Annotated in this window: 18 protein-coding genes; 8 read left to right on the top strand and 10 right to left on the bottom strand. The window is 30.2% G+C overall.

The annotated features are described in order from the left end of the window. The 3 genes from C4S77_RS13055 to C4S77_RS08785 all read left to right on the top strand — a co-directional run. The coding region (locus C4S77_RS13055; protein WP_181042860.1) for a hypothetical protein at positions 1–341 on the top strand (341 nt) is incomplete at its 5' end. Position 342: 1 nt separating this feature from the next. Continuing rightward, positions 343–1,119 (top strand): hypothetical protein, encoded by a 777-nt coding sequence (locus C4S77_RS08790; RefSeq protein ID WP_105246287.1) that lies wholly within the window; start codon positions 343–345, stop codon positions 1,117–1,119. Between the two features lies 1 nt (position 1,120). Beyond that, on the top strand, positions 1,121–1,897 hold the full coding sequence (locus C4S77_RS08785) for a hypothetical protein (protein WP_105247225.1): 777 nt from the start codon (positions 1,121–1,123) through the stop codon (positions 1,895–1,897). A 34-nt stretch (positions 1,898–1,931) separates the two neighbouring features. Here C4S77_RS08785 and C4S77_RS08780 read toward each other — a convergent pair whose 3' ends face one another. The 5 genes from C4S77_RS08780 to C4S77_RS08760 all read right to left on the bottom strand — a co-directional run bounded on the left by C4S77_RS08780 (position 1,932) and on the right by C4S77_RS08760 (position 8,846). Beyond that, positions 1,932–4,079: an endonuclease MutS2 gene (locus C4S77_RS08780; RefSeq protein WP_105193709.1), complete on the bottom strand. Its 2,148-nt coding sequence runs from the start codon at positions 4,077–4,079 to the stop codon at positions 1,932–1,934. A gap of 48 nt (positions 4,080–4,127) precedes the next feature. Beyond that, positions 4,128–5,501 (bottom strand): deoxyguanosinetriphosphate triphosphohydrolase, encoded by a 1,374-nt coding sequence (locus tag C4S77_RS08775; protein WP_105193710.1) that lies wholly within the window; start codon positions 5,499–5,501, stop codon positions 4,128–4,130. A 169-nt stretch (positions 5,502–5,670) separates the two neighbouring features. Then, positions 5,671–6,657, bottom strand: a complete 987-nt coding sequence (locus C4S77_RS08770; protein ID WP_105247224.1) for an aldo/keto reductase — start codon at positions 6,655–6,657, stop codon at positions 5,671–5,673. 92 nt (positions 6,658–6,749) lie between these two features. After that, entirely contained in the window at positions 6,750–7,376 is a 627-nt protein-coding gene (locus C4S77_RS08765; protein ID WP_221405115.1) for a helix-turn-helix domain-containing protein, read from the bottom strand. A gap of 564 nt (positions 7,377–7,940) precedes the next feature. Beyond that, positions 7,941–8,846 carry an alpha/beta hydrolase gene (locus C4S77_RS08760; protein ID WP_105247222.1) on the bottom strand — a complete coding sequence of 302 codons (906 nt, stop codon included), beginning with the start codon at positions 8,844–8,846 and terminating at the stop codon, positions 7,941–7,943. A gap of 256 nt (positions 8,847–9,102) precedes the next feature. On the opposite strand from C4S77_RS08760, the gene C4S77_RS08755 reads away from it, so the two are divergent. Continuing rightward, entirely contained in the window at positions 9,103–10,002 is a 900-nt protein-coding gene (locus C4S77_RS08755) for a helix-turn-helix domain-containing protein (RefSeq protein WP_105247221.1), read from the top strand. A gap of 279 nt (positions 10,003–10,281) precedes the next feature. Here the strand turns inward: C4S77_RS08755 and C4S77_RS08750 are convergent, their stop codons facing one another. Next, positions 10,282–11,286, bottom strand: coding sequence for an MBL fold metallo-hydrolase (locus C4S77_RS08750; protein ID WP_105247220.1), 1,005 nt, complete (start codon positions 11,284–11,286; stop codon positions 10,282–10,284). A gap of 104 nt (positions 11,287–11,390) precedes the next feature. Here C4S77_RS08750 and C4S77_RS08745 point away from each other — a divergent pair, with 104 nt between their 5' ends. After that, on the top strand, positions 11,391–11,756 hold the full coding sequence (locus C4S77_RS08745; RefSeq protein WP_105247219.1) for a winged helix-turn-helix transcriptional regulator: 366 nt from the start codon (positions 11,391–11,393) through the stop codon (positions 11,754–11,756). Between the two features lie 643 nt (positions 11,757–12,399). Here the strand turns inward: C4S77_RS08745 and C4S77_RS08740 are convergent. Then, positions 12,400–14,073 (bottom strand): formate--tetrahydrofolate ligase, encoded by a 1,674-nt coding sequence (locus tag C4S77_RS08740; RefSeq protein ID WP_105247228.1) that lies wholly within the window; start codon positions 14,071–14,073, stop codon positions 12,400–12,402. A gap of 684 nt (positions 14,074–14,757) precedes the next feature. Further along, the gene (locus tag C4S77_RS08735; RefSeq protein WP_105247218.1) at positions 14,758–15,243 is read right to left on the bottom strand and encodes an energy transducer TonB; all 486 of its coding nucleotides are present in this window, start codon (positions 15,241–15,243) and stop codon (positions 14,758–14,760) included. A 127-nt stretch (positions 15,244–15,370) separates the two neighbouring features. Here C4S77_RS08735 and C4S77_RS08730 point away from each other — a divergent pair, with 127 nt between their 5' ends. From C4S77_RS08730 to C4S77_RS08720, 3 genes are all read left to right on the top strand, one after another. Next, entirely contained in the window at positions 15,371–17,020 is a 1,650-nt protein-coding gene (locus C4S77_RS08730) for a M23 family metallopeptidase (protein WP_105193718.1), read from the top strand. 25 nt (positions 17,021–17,045) lie between these two features. After that, positions 17,046–19,430 carry a TonB-dependent receptor gene (locus C4S77_RS08725; protein ID WP_260209694.1) on the top strand — a complete coding sequence of 795 codons (2,385 nt, stop codon included), beginning with the start codon at positions 17,046–17,048 and terminating at the stop codon, positions 19,428–19,430. A 159-nt stretch (positions 19,431–19,589) separates the two neighbouring features. Continuing rightward, positions 19,590–20,888 (top strand): M28 family metallopeptidase, encoded by a 1,299-nt coding sequence (locus C4S77_RS08720; protein WP_105247217.1) that lies wholly within the window; start codon positions 19,590–19,592, stop codon positions 20,886–20,888. 66 nt (positions 20,889–20,954) lie between these two features. Here C4S77_RS08720 and deoD read toward each other — a convergent pair whose 3' ends face one another. Both deoD and C4S77_RS08710 read right to left on the bottom strand, forming a co-directional pair. Beyond that, a complete protein-coding gene (gene deoD / locus C4S77_RS08715) occupies positions 20,955–21,668 on the bottom strand; it encodes a purine-nucleoside phosphorylase (protein WP_105247216.1) in 714 nt (237 codons plus the stop codon). Positions 21,669–21,748: 80 nt separating this feature from the next. Next, complete coding sequence (locus tag C4S77_RS08710) at positions 21,749–22,942, bottom strand: aspartate aminotransferase family protein (RefSeq protein ID WP_105247215.1); 1,194 nt, start codon at positions 22,940–22,942, stop codon at positions 21,749–21,751. Positions 22,943–23,030 lie beyond the last annotated feature (88 nt).

Raw genomic sequence — 23,030 nt, 5'->3', positions numbered from 1 at the left:
TAGATCTGGAAAAAGAATTTGGTAAAAGGGAATATATCGATGTACGCAGAGGTTGGGATAAAAAAAATCCTTATGATTATCCTGCCTATGTAGTTGTTTATACTCTAACTCCCGAAGAACTCAAAAATTACCACCCGGACCCTCGCGTGGGAGGTTCTCTTCCTGTTAACAATTATTATTATAATACGCCCCGAAGATATATTTTTATTGATGGCAGAACAGGAAAAACCGAACTGGATATGGCTTCTGATGAATATTATGCGATTGCAGAATATTATAAAAATAAAATTCAACGTGAAAAAATAACCGAAAATTCACCTTCTAAAGTTCCTAACTACTAAAATGTATTTACCTATATCCCGATTTTTCATTTATTCCTTATTCTTTCTTGGTTGTCTGCTTACCTATGCACAAGATGTTTCTTTAATTCCCACTGTAGACACCCTACAAAAACTCGATATTCAATGGTTTAAGGAGAACAGAAGCCAAAATAATGGAGTAGTTTATTTAGAAGACAGTACTAAGATTAAATTAATATGGCAACCTGATTTTTATAGAGAAGATATAAGTAAAAAAAATAGTCCTTATAAATTAATGAAATTTTATGATAAAAAAATTGGTATTTATCAAGGGGGGGGTATATATTTTTATTCTTGTAGAATAGGTAATTGGAAAGATTATGATATAAATAATGAATTAATAAACAATCAAAACTATGACCAAGATTACCCTTTTACTTATACTCAGGTAATAGATAAAATAAAGAAAGAGTATCATATAGATCTGGAAAAAGAATTTGGTAAAAGGGAATATATCGATGTACGCAGAGGTTGGGATAAAAAAAATCCTTATGATTATCCTGCCTATGTAGTTGTTTATACTCTAACTCCCGAAGAACTCAAAAATTACCACCCGGACCCTCGCGTGGGAGGTTCTCTTCCTGTTAACAATTATTATTATAATACGCCCCGAAGATATATTTTTATTGATGGCAGAACAGGAAAAACCGAACTGGATATGGCTTCTGATGAATATTATGCGATTGCAGAATATTATAAAAATAAAATTCAACGTGAAAAAATAACCGAAAATTCACCTTCTAAAGTTCCTAACTACTAAAATGTATTTACCTATATCCCGATTTTTCATTTATCCCCTATTCTTTCTTGGTTGCCTGCTTACCTATGCACAAGATGTTTCCTTAATTCCCACTGTAGACACCCTACAAAAACTCGATATTCAATGGTTTGAGAAAAATGAGGATATAAACGGAGGAATTACATATTTAGAAGACAGTACAAAGGTTGAACTAATATGGCGATCTGATTATTACCAAATAAATGTTCGAAAAAATAAAAGCCCTTATAATTTAGTAAAGTTATATGATAAAGAAATTGGAATTTATCGAGGAGGTGGGATATATTTCTATTCTTTATTATTAAACGATTGGAAGATTTATAATAAGGATAAAAAAATTATAAGGCAAAGAAGTGAAGATGAAAACTATCCTTTTACTTATACTCAGGTAATAGATAAAATAAAGAAAGACTATCATGTAGATCTGGAAAAAGAATTTGGTAAACGCCAGTTTATAGATGTAGTAAGAGGTTGGAATAAAGATGACCCTTATGATTATCCTAAATATATGGTTTCTTATAGTCTAGATAATGAGGCTTTAAAAAATTATCTACCCGATCCACGAGTAAAAGAAGCTCCCGAATCTTATAACTATGGATATAATTTTCCTCAAAGATTTATTTTTATAAACGGACGTTCGGGGAAAATTGAATTAGATATGACTACTGATAAATATTATGCAGCTCAGGAATATTATAGAAATAAAATTCAACGAGAAAAAATAACCGAAAATTCACCTTCAAAAGTTCCTAATTATTAAATACCCTACGCACAAAATTAATAATAAATCAATCTTATATTTTTTCTATTTCGTACACAGAAATTTTAGTGGTAAACAATCCATAATTTAAAAATGCCGTTTCACCTTCTATTTTATCTATGGTTGCAGAACTGGAGCTTCCTTTTATACGAACTCTTTTCCCCTCATTCATCCATTTATTTGCCCTATCTACGGTGGTCCTAACCTCTTCGGCCTTGGTTTGTTCTAATTCTTCTTTGATTTCTTCTTTTTTAAGCTCCGATTTAATTTTATTTCTTTGCTTTTTGGTCTGGATTTTTTCTACTTCTGTACTTTGGGTCTTTTTATATTTTTCCTGTTCCAGAACTTTTGTAAATTCTTTAATAATATCTCTTTTACTTTTCCCCCGAGAATAGGCATCTATGTACTTTTCAAATTTTTGTCCTAACTGATTTAATTTAGTTTCCTCATCATATAGTTTTTGAAAGCTTACCAACTTTTGCTTATAGCTGTTTAGTGTATTTGAAAGCTCTTTTTTCTTTTCTGCCGAATGATCAATTTGTTTATTTAAGTCTCCTTTTAACTTTTCTACCTGATATTTTTCTTGTTGTAAACGTACAATCGTTTTATCTAAATTTACTTTATCTCTCTCTATCTTTTTTTTAGCTATTTGTATGATTTCTTTAGGAATTTTATTTTTTTCGGCCACTTCGAAAGTAAAAGAACTTCCCACTTGTCCTATCTCCAGCTTATAGATAGGAAGCAAAGTTTTTTCATTAAATAACATTGATGCATTTTGAGTATGCTTTAGCTCTTCAATCCGAAGTTTTATATTTGTGTAATGAGTAGTAATGATTCCAAAAGATTTTTTATCGTAGAAATATTCCAGGAAGGCTTCAGCCAAAGCTCCCCCCAACTCGGGATCGGAACCTGTTCCAAACTCATCAATTAATAACAAAGTTTGAGAATCTGCCTGTTTTATAATTTGTTGCATCTTTCTCAATCGGGAGCTATAAGTACTTAATTGGTTTTCTATAGATTGATTATCTCCTATATCGGTTAATATTTTATTAAAAAAACCCATTTTAGATTTAGGATGCACTGGTACTAAAATTCCGCTTTGAATCATTAACTGAAGAAGGCCTACCGTTTTTAAAGTGATACTTTTCCCGCCGGCATTAGGTCCTGAGATACATAAAATTCGAATATCTTTATTCAGTGTTAAGGTTTGAGGTATAGTATGTTTTTTTTCTCTTTTATTGGTTAAGTATAATATGGGATGGTAAGCATTTATTAAATTTACTTCCTGGGTATCACTAACTTCGGGTAATACGGCATTGATACTGTCTGCATATCTTGCTTTGGCCTGAATAACATCTAAAGCATAGATATAGTTTTGATATTGTTGTAATAATGGATAAAATTCAAGAATATTTTGCGTTAGATTGAAAAGTATTTTTTCTATTTCTTTTTTTTCCTGATTTACCCATTCCAGCAATTTTACATTATGCTGAATTACCGATTCGGGCAATATAAAACATATGGAACCTGTTTTTGAAAACCCTAATATTCTTCCTTTTACTGATTTTTTTAATGCTGATTTAACGGCTAAAACCCTTTGATCATCTATAACACTTTCCCTTATTTCGTCTAATACTCCTGTTTGTGAAAAATGTGTAAGGGTTTTATCAAAATTTTCCTGTATATTCTTTCTTATCTCCTGAATTTGAGAACGTATATTTTGTAAATTTTGAGTGGCATCGTTTTTTACTTCTCCAAAACGATTGAAAACCTTATTTATTAAACTTATAATTTCTTTGGTATACTCTATAGAAGATAATTGCCGGTGTAAAGTAGGAAAATAGTCTTTAAATTTTTCAAAGTGAACGATCAATGAATTCACTAATTGTGACAAATTTCGAATTTTATGAAAAGACCTTGCTTCCAAAATAAAATTTTCAATCTGAAGCATTTTGAGTTCCGTTTCTATATCATCATATTCACGAAAAGGAATAAAATTCTCATTTGAAAAACTTCCTAAATATTCATTTACAAGGTTTAGTTCTCTTTTTATTTTATCTTTTTTAAGCGGACAGAGAGACAATATGGTTTCTTTTGCCTTTTCGGAATGACAATAAGGTGCTATTTCTTCTACTATTTTCCTAAATTCTAATTCTTTTAATGTTTCTTCTGAAATCTGCATATCTTAAACATCTTTCTCCATTTACAACAATACAAAAATATGTATTTTTTACAAAGTCATTCCAATATCAATTCCTTTAATTTTACGATATAAATCTGTAGCATAATTATCCGTCATTCCTGATACAAAGTCTAGCACTCCCAATACTCTTTCATATTCGGTACCTTCTTCATATATGGACTGACGGGGAATAAGTTTAACGGCTTTTTTCTCGTATTCTCGTCTTTCATTTTCTGATTTCATTATTGATGGAATGAAATGATCCAGCAATTCATACATTACGTTATACCCGGCATTTTCAATTTCGACCACCGACCGGTGATTATATATATGTTCTATGGAAAAGTCTTCTATTATCTGAATGGCTTTACTTTCGCCTTTGATCTGATCAAAAATAGATATTTCTAAATCTCCGGAAAGTATTTTTTCGAAATTCTGTTTGTACAATTCCACAGTTCGGTTAATTAATACCCCAATAGAAACGGCTCGTAAAAATGATATCCGATCGTTTTTATCGGTAATATTATTTAATTTTTTGCTTACCCTTTCCCATTTTGCATTTCCTTGCATTTCGGTAATGATTTGCTGTAATAATTCTTCGCATACCTGTGCATTAATAAAACCTAAACGCTGAGAATCTTCTAAATCGATAATGTTATAGCAAATATCATCTGCGGCTTCTACCAACCAAACAAAGGGATGCCTAAGGTATACTTTAGGGTCATCACTTACTTTTATCATACTTGTTTCTTTTGCTATAGCCTCAAATACTTCTTTTTCTGACTGAAAAAAACCAAATTTTTTTTGTTGTAGTATTTTTTTATTTTTAGCTATAGATTCACACGGGTATTTAGCAATGGAAGCTAAGGTAGAAAAGGTTAACATAGTGCCTCCTTCTGATTTACCATTCTGTTGTTGAGTAAGTACTCTAATTGCATTAGCATTACCTTCAAAATTAAGGAAATCTAGCCATTGTTTTTGGGTAAATTTATCTTTCAAGATCCCCTCATTTCTGGAAAAATAACTGGCTATGGCATCTTCTCCCGAATGTCCAAAAGCCGGATTGCCAATATCATGGCATAAACAAGCTGTGGAAATTACATTATACAAGCTATGTTTAAACAGCTCTTTATTTTCTTCCGTCAATTCTGAGGCAAATGTTTCGGCAATATAATTCCCTATTTCACTACCTAAAGAACGACCTACGGAGGCTACTTCTAAGGAATGGGTCAACCGATTATGTACAAAAACACTTCCGGGAAGAGGAAATACCTGGGTTTTATTTTGCAATCTGCGAAATGAGGTAGAGAATATTACCCGATCAAAATCTCGCTGGTACTCACTTCGCGGATCACTTTTTTTATTATGTGATTTATATTGGGTTCCGGTTCGTTTATCTGAAAATAATTTGTTTATATCCATATTTCTATATCGAGTTCAAAGATAAGGATTTGTTCTTTTTTTATTTTACAAATTTATTATTTAGAGATAAGCAATATTTAACCCGATTTTACATATAATTTTCTTTTTTTTCTTTGTTAACTTCAATCAATAATAATTACAAATTCATTTTTTAAGCCTGTCCATGTATTTAATTATTTACAAGTTTCATGGCTTCAGAAGTATAGCGATCTCCTGTATTAGGATATTTAGCAATAATAGATTCTATTTCGGCAATGTCATTATTACTTAAAACAACCTCTACAGCCTGTGCGTTCATCTCTAGATATTTGCGTTTTTTAGTTCCGGGAATCGGTATAATATTCTCACCTTTAGCTAAAATCCAAGCTAAAGCTAATTGTGCTACATTGATATTTTTACTTGAAGCAAATTCTGATAGATCTGTCATCAATTTTTGATTATTTAACAGGTGTTCACCCTGAAAACGTGGAAATTGAAACCGGATATCATCTTTTGCAAAAGAAGAAACGTCAAAATTTTCAGTAAACATACCTCTCCCCAGCGGAGAAAAAGGTATAAGAGAAATACCCAATTCAGTAATTGTTGGATAAATTTCATTTTCAAGGTCACGAGTCAGTAAAGAATATTCACTTTGCAAAGCTGCGATCGGATGTACAGAATTAGCTTTTCGTATACTTTTAGCAGAGGCTTCCGATAAACCTAAAAACCTTACCTTACCTTCCTTCACTAAATCAGCCATTGCCCCCACGGTGTCTTCAATCGGAACATTCGGATCTACCCTATGAGAATAATAGAGGTCTATATAGTCGACATTCAATCTTTTTAGGCTCTTTTCAATCGCTTGTTTCATCCATTTGGGTGAACCATCGAAAGTACTAGCCAAATGGCTCTCTCCGGTAAATTTGAAGCCGAACTTTGTAGCGATAAATATCTTATCCCTGTTCTGCTTCAAAACAGAAGAGATAAGTTTTTCATTTTCACCATTGCCATAGAAATCGGCTGTATCCCAAAAGTTTATACCTAGATCCAGAGCTTTATAAAGAGTAGCAATACTTTCATCGTCATTTCTTGTACCATAAACGTTTGTCATTCCCATGCAACCTAAACCAATCGCAGAAACCGGTACGTTAGTTCTGCCTAATTTTCGAAATTTCATAATTTAATATCTTTATATATGTTAAGGTAACCCAAAGTTATACACAGAATTAGGGTTACATTTAAGAAAAATCAAAGGGGTTCTTATAAAAATCAAATATTTTTATCCCTATAAATTTTAGGAGTCATCCCTACATTTTTTTTAAAGAAACTTGTAAAGTGAGACGGATATTCAAATAATAAGCTGTAAGCAATATTTGAGATCGACCAATCAGTATACTTAAGCAGAGATTTGGCTTCTTGTATGATACGTGATGCTATATGTTGCGAAGGATTTTTGCCCGTAATTTCTTTCACTACACTATTTAAGTGGTTTTCATGTATGGAAAGGCTAGAAGCAAAATCATGAACAGTACGTAATTTCATAGGGTAATCTGAGTTTTCAATTGGAAATTGCTTTTCCAATAATTCTAAAAAACGATAAGAAATACGGTGAGCCGCATTAATTTGTTTATTGTGTGAATCTATTGCCGGGTAATGGTTAAGCGCCTCATGAACAATTAACTGCAAATAGTTTCGTAGCTTGCTGTACTTAAAAATATAATCTGATTCCATTTCCATAGCCATTTTCCGGAATATATATGAAACATCCTCAACCGTACTATTATCCAGAAAAACCACAGGATTTTCGCCCATTCTGAACATAGGGTAATCATTAACTGAGAAAGAATGTCCTTCAGACTGTATAAATTCTTTGGTAAAAACACAGAACCAGCCCAATTGTTCCACAGAAGTAGCTTCCCACCAATGAGGTATTAAGGGATTCGAAAAAAATAAAGCGGGACGGTCAATAATAATATTCTCGTCGATATAATGAATAATACCCGTGCCTTCACTAATAAAGGATATTTTGAAAAAATCACGACGGTGGAATGAGGATGTGGACGAGCAGTAATGTCTAGGAAAGATATTGAAATGTCCTAAACCATCTCCATCTGATTTAATTTCTACGCGTTGGATTAATTTATTGTAAAAATCGGATAAAGAATCTATATCTTGCATGTGCTAAAGTTAAAAAATCAAAACTATTTATTATGTCATTTCTAGTTATATTTTAGATTAGGGCTATATAATTATATTTGAATGAAACTTAATATTATTTTAGATTGTAATTTAAATTCTTATCATTGGATATAAAATAAGTGAATATGTTTAACATTTCATAGTATGTAAAAGTGGAAAATCAACATTTTATCTACGATTTTTAGGAATAACAAAAAAATGATCTTATATTGAATTGAAAAAAAATTATTTAGTGAGAATCTTCATAATATTAAAATTCTTTTAAAGACTTTTATTAAAAAAATCAGCTAATTTCATTACTGCTCTATCTACATAATTTGTAATATCATATAAATCGACGTGTGTTGCATTGTCAATTTCAAATAATTCCTTTTTAGCTGAAGCTACTCTTTCATATAAATCTTGGGAATAATGATAAGTTTCAGATTTACTGCCTACAATTACTAACATTGGCTGTGTTAAAAAACGTTCTACGAATCGGAATGTATCAAACATCATAATTTTATCAATAGAGGTCATCAAAACTTTATTTTCCGATGTTGGGTATTGCCCTCTTGGAGTTCTGTAATAATCGTGTGCTTCTTTTAAAGTGACAGACATATCATCTGTTATATTTTCCGGAACAAATTCACCATAGATCGGGGCTGCTCCATTTGCTTCAAGAGTGCGTTGATTGGATACCTCTGCTAAGAATTTAATTTGATTCTCTACGGAAATATTTCCATCAATTCCCTCGCGAATCCATGCTCCGGGATCTGAAAGACTCACTCCTGCAACCGCTTTAATCCTTCGATCTGCCATAGCTGTATTAAAAGCATAACCTCCTCCTGAACAAAGACCAAAAGCTCCAATCCGTTCTGTATCAATGTATGGTAATGTCGTTAAATAATCTATAGCACATTTTATATCTTCAACTCGTTCTGTTGGATTTTCTAGGTTTCTAGGCTCTCCTCCACTTTCTCCTTGATGTGAAGTATCAAAAGCTAGTGCTATCAATCCTTTATCTGCTAATTTTCTACCATACAAAGAAGGAGATTGTTCCTTAACTGCTCCTGCCGGTGAAGATATTACAATAGCCGGATATTTCTTATTTTCTTTAAAGTTTCCAGGAAAAAAAATTATTCCTGCCATTTTATGTTGGTTATTTTTAAATGTTACTTTTTTCATTGTAATTTTATCTTAATTTATTCGAGAATACCTGTTATATCTAATCAAAAATTAAAGAATAGCATGTATATTTTTTAATTCCGATTATTTTATTTATTATTTTTCATTAAATTTAAAATAAAATTACCTGTTACTTTTCGATTTGAGCTTATGTAAATTACGTTTTGTCTTATACATATTACATATCTTAATAAAAAATATAATATGATATAAAAAGCAACCTTATCTTTGCTTAAAAAAAGTCAAAAACTATACAATGGATGAAATTCTTAATCTTGAAACCATCCCCCAATGCAATGTCTACATGGGTATTGAAACTTTGCACCCTTTGGTAACAGTTGTTGATTTTTCTGAGGTAAAACCATTGCAAAACGTTAAGAAAAACCTAGGGCTTTATGCTATTTTTTTGAAAATAGGAGATTGTGGAGATATAAAATATGGACGACAATATTACGATTACCAAGAGGGAACGCTTGTATTTCTTGCTCCGGGACAAGTTGTAGGTAAAGAAAATGAAAGAAAATTTTATAGATCTGAAGGAAAAGCTTTGTTTTTTCATCCCGACTTACTAAATGGGACACCTCTAGGAAAACACATTCAAGATTATACATTTTTTTCTTATCAGATTTATGAAGCTTTACATATTTCGGAAGAAGAAAAAGGTATTTTTATTGAGTGCCTAAATAAAATTGAATTAGAATTAAAACATACTACTGATAAGCATAGTAATTCTATTATTGTTTCCAATATCGAATTACTGCTAAATTACTGTATGCGTTTTTATGATCGTCAATTTAAGACACGAGAAAGAGTTAATACGGATATATTAATTAGGTTCGAGAATCTTCTGAATGAATATTTTCTTTATGAAAAACCGAAAAAATTTGGTTTACCTTCTGTAAAATATTGCGCAGAACAACTGCATTTTTCTCCCAACTATTTTGGAGATTTAATAAAGAAGGAAACCGGAAAATCACCACAGGAATATATTCAACTTAAAATTATAAATATAGCTAAGGAACGTATCTCTTATATGAATAAAACAATAAGTGAGGTTGCTTACGAATTGGGATTTCAACATTCATCATATTTTACTCGTTTTTTCAAAAAGTCTGTGGGATATACCCCTAAAGAGTATAGATCGAATTTTAATTAATAAAAGTCTGTAAATCAGAATAATAATTTTTTTATACTAATTATTTTTTATTTGTTTCTAATTTGTAAATGTTGACGAATTTATTCCTAATCAATTAATCCTGATACGGTTAATATATTAGCTATGTGATACTTTAATCTTTTTGCTTGATTATCAGTTTGTTTAGATGTAAATTTTGAAAGACTTTTTCTCCCTTAAGTGATAGTGTCACGTTAATATTTTTATATCTAAACTAATAATCCATTTTGAGATAGTTTCATTTCTATATTTCATTTTATATTACAAATTTATTTCTGTTGGGGTATAATAATATATCGGACTCCAATAATATTTGTCTCTTTTGTCAATATAACCCAATCCCGGCCAAGGCAAATGTGAGGACATAACCAATTGTTTATTTATATAACAATCTTCTAATATTTGTGTTCTGGTATGGATGCCCTGCTCAAAGTCAATGTCAAATTCTATTCCCCATTCCGGATTTGAAATTAGCAAAGGTGAATGAAAAACATCAACAACATTTTTAATCGATTTTCCTTCGGAAGATATAGTAAAAATAGTATGTCCCGGTGTATGTCCTGCCGCTAATTCTGTCTGAACCAAAGAAAACAAGAAATCTCCAGGATGAAATAGTACTATCTTTTCCTTAATTCTATTTAAAACTTTTTTTGTAAAATCAATAGTTGTATTCTTTTGCTCAAAGGTTAGCTTGCTTTTAGAAAAATCCGGATTGTCCGACATCCAGAAATCATACTCCTCTTTAGCTATATGATATTTTGCATTTGGATAAACTATTGTTCCATCATTTGTGATAAGTCCTCCTATATGATCCCTATGTGCATGGGTAATTAAAATATCGGTAATAGAGTTTCTTGAGAAGCCTGCATTTTCAATATTATTCAATAACCAACCTTGTTTATCCCCAAAATGGTTACCCATACCTGCATCTATTAGAATCGTCTTTTCTTGTGTCTTTATTAACATAATATTGATCGCAAAATTTATGATATTCTTTGTTAAATGAGATTTTTCCATTTCGTCCATGAATTGTGCTGGAGGAATGGCTGGCGCAAAAGTTGGTTGTGGCTTGTTTAGTGTTAAATAACCATCTGAAAATATATAAAAACAAATATTGCCTAAATTAATTTTCAGGTTTTCACACTTAGTACCATTTTCTTTTCCTTTTTTCATAACATTATGATTTAAAGTACTGCTCATTAATGCTGGTGAAACCATTGTACTTCCAGCTAATATACTTAGTTTTATAGCCTTTCTTCTATTCATATTATAAATTTTATACAAAACTATTTATTTAATTTACTATTCGCAAGTACCTACTTTTTTGTACCTTAGTTACTTAAAATAAACTATTATTGATTATCAATAAGATGAAGGAAAAAAATATTAAGGAAACTATTTGTGCGGTAGATTATGCATTTAGAAGAATAGGAGGAAAATATAAAGGAAGAATATTATGGCATATTTATAATAATGAAGTCCTAAGGTTTGGAGAGCTAAAAAGGCATATAACCGACATTACCACTAAAATGCTCACTCAAACCTTACGAGAACTCGAGAATGACAATCTTTTATTTAGAAAAGTTTATCCTGAAGTACCTCCTAAGGTTGAATATAGGCTTACAGATGTTAGCAAGAGTTTGATTCCTTTCATTAATCAATTGAGAGAATGGGGAATTACTCAAATGAAAAAAGAAAATATCCCTATACGTGAGCATGAAGCTAGCAAGAAATAATTATTTATAAAACTTATGATTTATGATAACATTAAATCGAAAATAGTCATTTTGTTGAATTTTCGTTAATTGATATAGATTTCACAATTCATGAAAACAAGGTATTAAAAACATTCAATGAAATATTGCGAAAAACCAACTGCAAAATAAGATTATATAAGGAACAAATTATAAATAAAAAAACATCCAGTGGAAATTCCTATTATCGAAAAATTTTCGACGTTTTACAAAAAGGAAAAAGGCAAATCAAAAAGCAGATTAAATATTATAACCTTGATTATACCTGTTAGATATCGTGTAAAATCTAATTGAAGTATTTTAATTTCATATTTGGGCTAACAAAATATTGAAAAAATATCTTGTTATAGGTTTAGTTATTAATCATTAATCTAAATTAAAGCAACAATAAAAAGTTTTAGATACGATAAAATATTACCTAATATTACAACCTGACAAGAAGATACAAAATATAACCTCTACATTTTTTTATAGCTTATTTGTTAAAAATTAGAATACTGATTATCCTGATAAAACATAACTTTTAAACCTGCACATAGTGCACTCTGTTCTTTGCAATTATGTGCAGATAACTTAAATCAACCATCATCTGAAATTAAGAAATATCTAAAAATAAAATAATTAGTTAATTTAATCCCTCAATTTTTCCATGTACCCAATCAATTTTATTAGCTTGCGGAACTTTTGGTAATCCCGGCATACGTAAAATATCTCCGGCTATTGCCACAATAAACTCTGCTCCTCGGTTGATTACTATATCTTTAATTTCAAATTCAAAATCACGAATTTGCCCATAGGCTTTAGGATCTGCAGAAAAAGAGTACTGAGTCTTGGCTATACAAATAGGAAATGAATTCATATCTGTTTCTTTAATCTTCTTTAGTTTAATTAATGATTTTTTACTAAAGATGACTTTTGAAGCGCCATAAATTTTCTTAGCTACTTTTTCTATTTTCGTAGATATATCCTCTTCATCTTGATAAGGAAAAACCAGTTTTTCCGATGGTTGAGTTTCTATAGTTTCAACTACTAACCGGGCTAGATCAGCTGCTCCCTCTGCTCCCTCTATAAAAGAATTATTTAAGGCAAAACCTACCTTTTTTTTATAACAAAATTCTTTAACAATCGCAATTTCTTCTTCCCAATCTGAGCTATATCTATTAAAAGCTACAATTATACTTTGCCCAAAAGACTTCATATTAAGTATATGTTTTTTTAAATTTTCGAGACCTTGTATTATTCCAACTACACTTTTTTCTTTTAATTTTTCCAAATTAATTCCTCCATGCATTTTCAGCCCTTGAGCGGTCACCACTATAACTGTAAGTTTAGGTTCTAATCCTGATTTCCTACATTTTATATCAAAGAATTTTTCAGCTCCCAAATCAGCACCAAAACCTGCTTCTGTAATTACATATTCTCCATAGCTCATAGCCATTTGAGTAGCTAATATAGAATTACATCCGTGAGCAATATTTGCAAAAGGACCTCCGTGAACAAAAGCAGCTGTATTATTATTGGTTTGTACTAAATTAGGCTTTATTGCATCTTTTAGCAATACGGTTATGGCTCCGGCAATTCCTAAATCTTTTACTGTAAACAAACTTCCGTCTGCTTTATATCCTAATAATATATTTTCAATTCTTCTTTTCAAATCTTCCATATTAAGGGATAAACATAAAATTGCCATAATTTCTGAAGCCGGTGTTATATCAAAGCCCGATTCTTGTGGAATTCCATTTTTTATTCCGCCTAATCCTGACACTATATTTCTCAGATTTCTATCATTTACATCTAAGACTCTTTTCCATACTACTTCTTTTAACATGTGATCTGTTCCTCGATTATGATATAAATAATTATCTAACAGAGCACTAATCATATTATGTGCAGAGGTAACAGCATGAAAATCGCCAGTAAAATGTAAGTTTATATCTTCCATAGGAAGAATTTGAGAATATCCACCTCCTGTAGCTCCGCCTTTCATACCAAAACATGGACCTAAAGAAGGTTCTCTTAAAGCAACAATTGCATTTTTTCCTATTTTATTTAACCCTAAAGCTAATCCGATCGAAACCGTTGTTTTTCCTATTCCTGCTTTTGTAGGAGTGATAGAGGTGACCAGGATAAGTTTAGATTTTTTTATTTGATCTTCTGATTTTAATTCTAAAGGAACTTTCGCTATATATTTTCCATAAGGAATAAGTTCTGTTATTGGTATATTTATCTTTTCTGCAACTTTTGAAATAGGTTCTAAAGGAATGGATCTCGCTATTTCAATATCTGATTTCCAAAGCATTTCTACTTTCTTATTCATGATAACTTTTCTATTTTTTAGTACTCAAATGTAATGAAATAATTTATTTTTTTAATTTTGACAGGATATTTTTGTATGAATTTTACATAGTTTCTAACATTCCTTTTTTAGGTTTTTGTAAATTTATTTTTACATAAAATCAAATATCTTTTAGAATTATTTCAATGTCTGAAATCTACTTCTCTAAATAAAACATAATCAAAAATAACTTCTTCTAATTTTGAATTTTCTTTTCCTTAATGTTAACGAAGGAATAAAATAACTGGATATTATTAATAAAGAAAAAAATACAAAATTTATAATTTGAGGACCTATTATCTTTTGACTCTTCTATTTCAAATTTTAATTTATTACAACCCAATTATTTTTAATTTGTAAACCTTCGATAGTTTTGTTTACGTTGGGGATAATTTTTTTCGATTAATCCTCCTATATTGAATAAATTTCAACGGATATTATTATTTTAAAAATAATCAATTACAAGATTATAAAACAACTGGACCTAATAGTTACTAAAATGATTTTACAGATTTCCAAATAACTTTAATTGAAGAAATGGATAGTTTTTTATTATAATTTCATTATTAACTACTTCTTTTATTGGTGAAATTGAATGATATTAAATGATCCAAAAATTTTAAATATAAATAGTATCTATATGTCAGATTATTTTATATCTACTTGTAGAGAAGGTTTCGAATCATCATTTGGCATTTTAAAAACAACACTTACAAAGTAATAAGACCTTACTCGTTCTCTTTTAATTTTTGCAGAATTCCAACGACCTTGGGTTTTTAGCAAAACACGAATCACTTCATCTGCACATCCCCCTCCTATATCTTTCAACGCTACAAAGTTATCAATAGTACCATCATCTTCTACTAGAAATTTTATAATGACTTTTCCCTGAATATTCTTTTGAATCGCTTCCTGAGGATATTCTAAATTAGAAGATAAAAATTTAATAAATCGATGATCCCCATCTTCAAACTCTGCTTTCTTTTCTAACTCTGCAGGATGATGAATAATTCCTGTTTTTTCTTTTTTAACTTCTTCCTTTACTTTACATGAAAAAGTAATTAGTATACAAAAAAGAAAAAAGGAACATAAAAAAAAATAGTTATATTTATTTGCTTTTAATGGTAATATCATCACACTTATTATAAAATTATACTCAGTTATCAAAGGTAAAAATTTTAACTGATTGGATTCCTATATTATTTAAATAAAATGAATTTCTTATTTTTGAAAAGATTTATATAGTAAGAAAATCATAAATATGAAGAAAATAATAATAGCAATATCTCTTTTTTCTAGTTTATTATATTCTCAAAATTACCCTAAAGATTTCATATTTCCTTTACAAATCCCTATCTCTCTTTCTGCAAATTATGCTGAATTAAGAAATAATCATTTTCATGCAGGTTTAGATATTCGTACACAACAAAGAACAGGTTTAAAAATCATAGCCCCTCAAGATGGTTATGTTTCCCGCATAAATATTTCTGCTTACGGATATGGAAAAGCTATTTATATAACTCATCCTAATGGCTATACAACCGTATATGGTCATTTAAGTTCTCTATATGGAGAAATTGAAGAAAGAGCGAGAAAAGAACAATATAAAAAACAAAGTTATTCTGTAGATTTTTATTTAAAACCAAATGAAATACCTGTAAAACAAGGAGACTTGGTAGCTTTTAGTGGAAACACAGGAGGATCCGGAGGTCCACACCTGCATTTTGAAGTCCGAGATTCAAAAACAGAAGAAGTACTGAATCCGTTTTTATTTGGTTTCGATATTCCCGATCATATTAAACCTCAAGTGAGTGGTGTTTGGATCTATCCTATAAATGGGATGGTTAATGATAATCAAAATAAAGTACTGACAGTAGAAGGCGGAACTTACACTGTATCCGGAGAAATAGGATTTGGGGTAAAAGCTTATGATAAACAAGATGGATCTGCTAATATCAATGGAATTTATTTTATTAAAACCTATGTAAATGATAAATTAATCTCTAATTTTCAGGCAGATAAACATGCATTTGATGAAACTCGTTTTATAAATGCAACTACTGATTATAAAGAGCATTTGGAAAGAAACAGTTGGATTTACAGAACCTATTTATTACCAGGTAATACATTACAAATGTATGAACAAGAAAAAAACAAAGGTATTCTTAAAACCTATCCCGATGAAATATATGCTATTAGAATCGAAGTAGGTGATTTTGCAGGAAATATAACTACAAGAAATTTTACATTGAAAGGTACTGATTTTAAAATACCTGAAGTGAAGAATAATTACTCAGTAAAATACAATACCTCTTTTACCTTTACCAAAGATGAAATTTCTTTAAAATTTGACAAAGGATCATTTTATGAAAATTTTAATTTTACGTACCAAAAATTGGCTGATAATCAATATCAAATTCATAATTCATCTATTCCTGTACATAAAAAATATTATCTTTCCATTTCACCTGATTGGAATATATTAGATAAAAACAAATATGACAAATATATGATTGTTTGGTCATCCAATTTTGGAAAGAAAAATAAAGAATATTTAGAAACAAATTTTGAAAATGGAGTTTATAAAACTAAACCTAAAGATTTAGGTATTTTCTCTTTAGAATTAGATGAAACTGCACCAACCATTATATGCCCTACATTAAATAAAACTAATAAAATAGGAAACCGCCTGAGTTTTATAATCAAAGATTCCGGTTCAGGAATCAAAGATTATAATGTTTTTATTGATGGAAATTGGGTATTGGCTGAATATGAATATAAATTAAACAGTTTATTTATACCCGATCTTAAAAAAGAAGGCATTAGTTCCGGCCTCCATCAGGTAGAAGTTATCGTAACAGATAAAGCTAATAATAAAAAAACTTATAATAATAATTTTGAAAAATTATAAATTTATAACCTTTCTTTTCATACATATGGTTACAATATCTATGTATGGACAATATATCAATATATCCGGTAGGATAATTACTGAAAAAGGAACACCTATATCAAAAGCTAAAGTATTTACTTCTAAAACTAACATAACTTTTACGGATGCCCAAGGTAACTATTCATTATCAATACCTAAAAATACAAATATAACACTTGAAATAGAACATCCAGATTTTAACTTTGTATCCCAACCAATTCAAGCATCATCTAATGATATAGTTTTAGACATTTCGTTAAAAACTCTTGTTGAAAAAGAAATTCCTGAAATCATTTTTAAAGGAACACGAAAATCTTCAGATTTAACTGCAAAACAAATAGATGTGCAAAATATAAATAAAATGCCTTCTATTTCTGGAGGGATAGAAGAAATTTTAAATACTGCCTTTGTGAGTACAGCTGATGAATTAAGTTCTTTTTACAGAGTAAGAGGAGGTAATTATGATGAAAATCTTGTCTATTTAAATGGAGTAGAAATATATAAACCACTTACAGTAAGAAGCGGACAACAGGAAGGAATGAGCATAATAAATCCAAATATGGTTTCTACCGTCAATTTTTCCGCCGGTGGATTTGAAGCTCGTTATGGAGACAAAATGTCTAGTGTTTTAGATATTAATTATCGCCGTCCTAAAAAATTTGAATCAATCCTAGAAGCTAGTTTATTGGGGGGGGCTGCAACTATAGGTTTCGCTGATAAAAATCAAAAATTTTCAGGAATTGGAGGTATTCGTTACAGAAATACAGATATGATTTTAAATACTATGAATGGGGATACTAATTTTAATCCTGAGTATTTTGATGCACAAACATTTCTGAAATATGAATTTAACCCTAAATGGAACATTTCTTTTTTAGGTATTTATTCTTCAAATAATTTTGAAATGGTACCTAAAACGAGAGAAGTAGAATTTGGTACCTTAACTCATCCCATCAAAATTAATGTAGCTTATAACGGCAAAGAAAAAGATAGGTATAGAACTTTAAACGGAACCTTTTCTTTGCAATTTAAACCTATGCATAAATGGATTTTTGCTTTGGATGGATATGCTTTTCATTCTAAAGAAAAAGAATACTATGATATTTCTTCAGGTTATTTAATACGAGATTTTGATACCGAAACCGGGGAAATGGTCCCTTCATATAATTACGGGGGGCAAATAGACCATGGGAGAAATAACTTGGACATGTTTGTTACCGGAACTCAATTAAAAACACAATATTCTATTACTGTAAACTCTATTCTGGAAGCAGGAATTAAATATCAAAATGAAGATATAAGAAACCTAATGAATCAATGGCAGCTCATAGATTCTATAGATTATTCAATTCCTCATCCGATTTCGCTTCCCGGTGAATTAGATAGTTCTGATTTAATTTTAAATAATTCCAGAAATGCTAATAATAAATTAAGCTCTAATAGGCTAAACGGATATTTACAATATACTACTAAATTTATGTGGAATAATACCCGTATACTTATAAATGCAGGAATCAGAGTTTCTCATTGGGATTTTAACGGAAAAACAGATTTTAGTCCCAGAGCGCAGATAGGTATAAAACCGAATTGGGATATTGACATGCTATTTAGGTTTGCAACAGGATTTTATTATCAACCTCCATTTTATAAAGAAGCTATGCGATTAGACGGTTCACTGAATGAAAATATTAAATCCCAAAGGTCTGTTCATTTTATTTTAGGAAATGACTATGAGTTTACAATGTTGAAAAAAAGACCTTTTAAACTTACAACTGAAATTTATTATAAAAAACTGGATGATCTAATTCCTTATTTTGTAGATAATGTAAGAATCATTTATACTGGAGAGAACAATTCTAAAGGGTATGCCTACGGAATAGACGCTCGTTTAAACGGAGAATTTGTTCCCGGAGCAGAATCCTGGATCTCCGTTTCATATGGACGAACTAAGGAAAATATTGATGGAAAAGGATATATACCCAGACCCACAGATCCTAAATTTAAAGTAGGTTTATTTTTTCAGGACTATATGAAAGAGTATCCACAATTAAAAGCCAGTGTAAATTTAGTTTATGCTTCAGGTCTACCTAATGGAGCTCCGCTCTTTTCTGATCCATATAAATACCAAACTAAATTATCTGATTATAAAAGAGCCGATGTAGGATTAACTTATGTTTTTGTTGATCAAGGTTTGAACAAAGCAAAAAAAAGCAGCTCATTAAAGAAATTAAAAGAACTATCTTTAGGTTTAGAAATATTTAACGTTTTTGATATTAAAAACACCATAAGTAATCAATGGATACGGGATATTAACAGCTCTCTTAGCTATGCTGTGCCCAATAAATCAACAGGAAGGTTTTTTAATGTGAAATTGAATGTAAAATTTTAATATTCAATACCCCTATAAGCTCTTATATGTCAAAAATCATCAAACAATATAGATAAATTTTAATAAATAAAAACCTATTTTTAATTTGAAAATGGATATTTACAGTTTAAGGTCTAATTTGGCTAAAATATAAACCTATTGTTTATTAATAATTGAGTTATGAAAAAAATTTTCTTTCTTTCTTTTATTTTTACTTTGGCTCTTTTACGAGCACAAAGCCCAAAAATTTATGCAGAACAGGTAATTAAAAAACTAACATCACCGGAATTTTCCGGACGTGGTTATGTAAATGATGGAATGATAAAGGCTTCACAAGAAATTGCCGAACAATTTGAAAAAATCGGATTGCAGAAACTAAACAATTCCTATTTTCAACCTTTTACTTATCCTGTAAATATTATTGAAAAATCAGATTTGAAAATTAATGGAAAACCCTTACAAATAGGTAAGGATTATTTGGTTGGTGCAGGATCTCCTTCTTTAAAAGAAACTTTCGTTCCCCTTATTTTCAATCCTCATGTCATTGATAGTTTATTTGAATGGGAGGATCCTTCTTATTTTGATAAGGAAATAGACCGCATTAAGGATCATGCAGTAGTTTTTCCCAATTATAAATTCCCGGAAAATCTTATTTCTAGAGAAAGTACTGCTAACCAATTTTACAAAGAAATCCCTCAGTTACTAGTACAAGGAGAATTAAACATTGCCATTCCTTTAATAGCAGAACAAACCTCTTCTAAATTTATTCATACACTTAGCCCCATACAATCTAAAACTGTAGACTTATTTATTAGCAGCGAAACAGTTCCTGAAGAAATAAAAAATATAGCTATTGAATTAAAATCTAATTTCAATCCTGCTTTTAATGCTCAAAATGTAATTGGATATATAAAGGGAAAACGTACAGACAGTTTAATTGTATTGACTGCTCACTATGATCATTTGGGCAAAATTAATGACGTAATTTTTCCAGGAGCCAATGATAATGCCAGTGGCATTGCTTTATTACTTTCTTTAGCCAAAGTATACATTAAAGAAAAACCTAAATTTGATATGGTATTTATTGCTTTTGCAGGAGAGGAAGCTGGTTTAAAAGGGTCACAATATTTTGTGAATCACCCCTTAATTGAGCTGAAAAAAATTAAATTTTTAATTAATTTTGATATGGTAGGTACCGGAGAAGAAGGGATACAAGTAGTAAATGGAAAAGAATTTAATAAACAGTTTAATAAGTTAGAAACAATTAACTATAACTATAATTATCTTAAACAGGTAAAAATTCGAGGGGCTTCTTGTAATAGCGATCACTGTCCTTTTTATCAAAAAGGAGTTCCTTCTTTTTTTGTTTATACTTTGGGAGGTAAAAGTGGCTATCACGACATTTATGATTCCGAAGTATCTTTATATGCTTTTGATAAGTTAGTTAGTTTATTTACTAAATTCATTGACAAATTATAATTTCTATTCATAAAAAAAGGTTATTACTTTAGTTTGTAATAACCTTTTTTTATAGAAAAAATATTTTTACAATTCTATAGAAGTTTCCAATGCTAATTTCATCATAGCATCAAAGGATTTTTGCCTAGCTTCTGCAGAAATTACCTCATGAGTAATAAATGAATCTGATATAGTTAATAAACATGCCGCCTTCTTACCTAATACCCGAGCATTATGAAATAAAGCAAAACTTTCCATTTCCACACAACTGCAATTATATTTATCAACTAATTCTTTATAATTATTATCACCTTCCATATAAAATACATCACTAGAATGTATACAAGAAGTATGTATATTTAAGTTTAGTTCCTGAGATTTCTTTAATATTGCCGCATTTAACTCTTCAGAAGGAAAGGTTATATTTTTTTGATATCCTGATTGTACCATTGCATATGTAGATTCACTATATGCACTATCTGCTAAAACAACATCATATAATTTGACTTCTTTTACATAGGAACCAGCCGATCCGATCCTTATAATATTATTTACATTATATTGAGAATATAATTCGTAAGAATAAATCCCGATACTGGGCATACCCATACCTGACCCCATAATAGATATTTCTTTGCCTTTAAAGGTTCCGGTATATCCTAACATATTACGTACGGAATTAAACGGCTTTACGTTTTCTAAATAAGTTTCTACCAAATGTTTTGCTCTCAATGGATCTCCGGGCATTAATATTGTTTTTGCAATTTCTCCAATCTCTGCCTGAATGTGCGGTGTTGACATATATTATAATTTATTTACTGTTAAAAAAGTAAAGTTAAAAATAGTATTTTAAATTTGAATTATATTGTTACTGACATATATTATTGCTTTGCCACTTCTTCTATTGAATCTAAGATAATAGAACATCCTTTTATAATTTCTTCTTTAGTAATAGTAAGAGGTGGAGAAATCCTCATATATTCATTTTTATAAAATTGCCAAAATACAATCAACCCTTTTTCCATACATTTTTTTGCCACTGCTAAAGTAAACTCTGGTGATTTTAATTGAACAGCCAACATTAATCCCCTTCCATTTATAGAAATAATTTCCGGATGTTGTAATTTTTCTCTAAATAATTTTTCTTTTTCATGTACCTGTTCCATAAGATCTGTTGTAAGAAGTTCTTCCATCACTACACAAGCAGCCGCTGCGGGTAAAGGATTACCTCCAAAAGTAGTAACATGTCCCAATTTAGGATGATCTGCCAAACTATCCATCATCTCAGCAGAAGCCATAAAAGCCCCGATAGGGACACCTCCTGCCATTCCTTTTCCCATTACCAAAATATCCGGTACAACATTATACCATTGGAAGGCGAAAAGTTTACCTGTTCTACCAAATCCGGGTTGAATTTCATCTAATATCAATAAAGCTCCTACTTGCTCACATCTTTTCTTTAGTTTAAATAAATAATCTTTTTCCGGTGTAATAAATCCTGCCGCTCCCTGTATAGTTTCTACAATAACACAAGCTGTTTTTTCAGTAATTTTTTTAAGATCTTCTTCTTTATTAAAATTTATAAAAGAAATTCCCGGCAATAATGGCTGAAAAGGTATTTTGTTAGTCTCTCTTCCTGCAACACTTAAAGAACCCTGAGTATTCCCGTGGTAAGCATCTATGAAAGAAATAATTTCTTGACGTCCAGTATATCTTTTTGCTAGTTTAAGAGATGCTTCTATTGCTTCAGTTCCTGAATTTACTAAATAGGTTCTATGTAAAGGTGATGGTAAATTTTCTGCTAATATTTTACATATCTGCACCGGTTTTTCCAACGCATATTCTCCATATACCATTACATGAAGATATTTTTCGGCTTGTTCCTTAATTGCCTGAACAATTTTTGGATGTGAATGTCCTAATGTATTGGCAGATACTCCTGCAACAAAATCTAAATAAGCCTTTCCGTCTTTCCCATAAATATAATTACCTATTGCTTTTTCAACTTCAAAACCTGAAGCATAAAAAGTGGTTTTTGCCTGATATTCAAAGAATTCATTCTGTAACTGTCCCATTCTGAATGTTTATTTTATATTAATGCAAAATTAATAATTTATATAGTTATTCTGTCAAGTAGTATTTTCTCCTTAAAAAAAATTATCT

It is taken from the genome of Apibacter adventoris (assembly GCF_002964975.1).
In the GTDB taxonomy this organism is placed as follows: domain Bacteria; phylum Bacteroidota; class Bacteroidia; order Flavobacteriales; family Weeksellaceae; genus Apibacter; species Apibacter adventoris.
Note: the sequence above shows the minus strand (reverse complement) of the source record. Positions and strands in the feature narration are given on the sequence as shown.

Excerpts from the sequence above, each read along its gene's own strand:
- C4S77_RS08790 (WP_105246287.1), top strand. The coding sequence starts at position 343 with ATGTATTTACCTATATCCCGATTTTTCATTTATTCCTTATTCTTTCTT.
- C4S77_RS08785 (WP_105247225.1), top strand. The coding sequence starts at position 1,121 with ATGTATTTACCTATATCCCGATTTTTCATTTATCCCCTATTCTTTCTT.
- C4S77_RS08780 (WP_105193709.1), bottom strand. The coding sequence starts at position 4,079 with ATGCAGATTTCAGAAGAAACATTAAAAGAATTAGAATTTAGGAAAATA.
- C4S77_RS08775 (WP_105193710.1), bottom strand. The coding sequence starts at position 5,501 with ATGGATATAAACAAATTATTTTCAGATAAACGAACCGGAACCCAATAT.
- C4S77_RS08770 (WP_105247224.1), bottom strand. The coding sequence starts at position 6,657 with ATGAAATTTCGAAAATTAGGCAGAACTAACGTACCGGTTTCTGCGATT.
- C4S77_RS08760 (WP_105247222.1), bottom strand. The coding sequence starts at position 8,846 with ATGAAAAAAGTAACATTTAAAAATAACCAACATAAAATGGCAGGAATA.
- C4S77_RS08755 (WP_105247221.1), top strand. The coding sequence starts at position 9,103 with ATGGATGAAATTCTTAATCTTGAAACCATCCCCCAATGCAATGTCTAC.
- C4S77_RS08750 (WP_105247220.1), bottom strand. The coding sequence starts at position 11,286 with ATGAATAGAAGAAAGGCTATAAAACTAAGTATATTAGCTGGAAGTACA.
- C4S77_RS08745 (WP_105247219.1), top strand. The coding sequence starts at position 11,391 with ATGAAGGAAAAAAATATTAAGGAAACTATTTGTGCGGTAGATTATGCA.
- C4S77_RS08740 (WP_105247228.1), bottom strand. The coding sequence starts at position 14,073 with ATGCTTTGGAAATCAGATATTGAAATAGCGAGATCCATTCCTTTAGAA.
- C4S77_RS08735 (WP_105247218.1), bottom strand. The coding sequence starts at position 15,243 with ATGATATTACCATTAAAAGCAAATAAATATAACTATTTTTTTTTATGT.
- C4S77_RS08730 (WP_105193718.1), top strand. The coding sequence starts at position 15,371 with ATGAAGAAAATAATAATAGCAATATCTCTTTTTTCTAGTTTATTATAT.
- C4S77_RS08725 (WP_260209694.1), top strand. The coding sequence starts at position 17,046 with ATGGTTACAATATCTATGTATGGACAATATATCAATATATCCGGTAGG.
- C4S77_RS08720 (WP_105247217.1), top strand. The coding sequence starts at position 19,590 with ATGAAAAAAATTTTCTTTCTTTCTTTTATTTTTACTTTGGCTCTTTTA.
- deoD (WP_105247216.1), bottom strand. The coding sequence starts at position 21,668 with ATGTCAACACCGCACATTCAGGCAGAGATTGGAGAAATTGCAAAAACA.
- C4S77_RS08710 (WP_105247215.1), bottom strand. The coding sequence starts at position 22,942 with ATGGGACAGTTACAGAATGAATTCTTTGAATATCAGGCAAAAACCACT.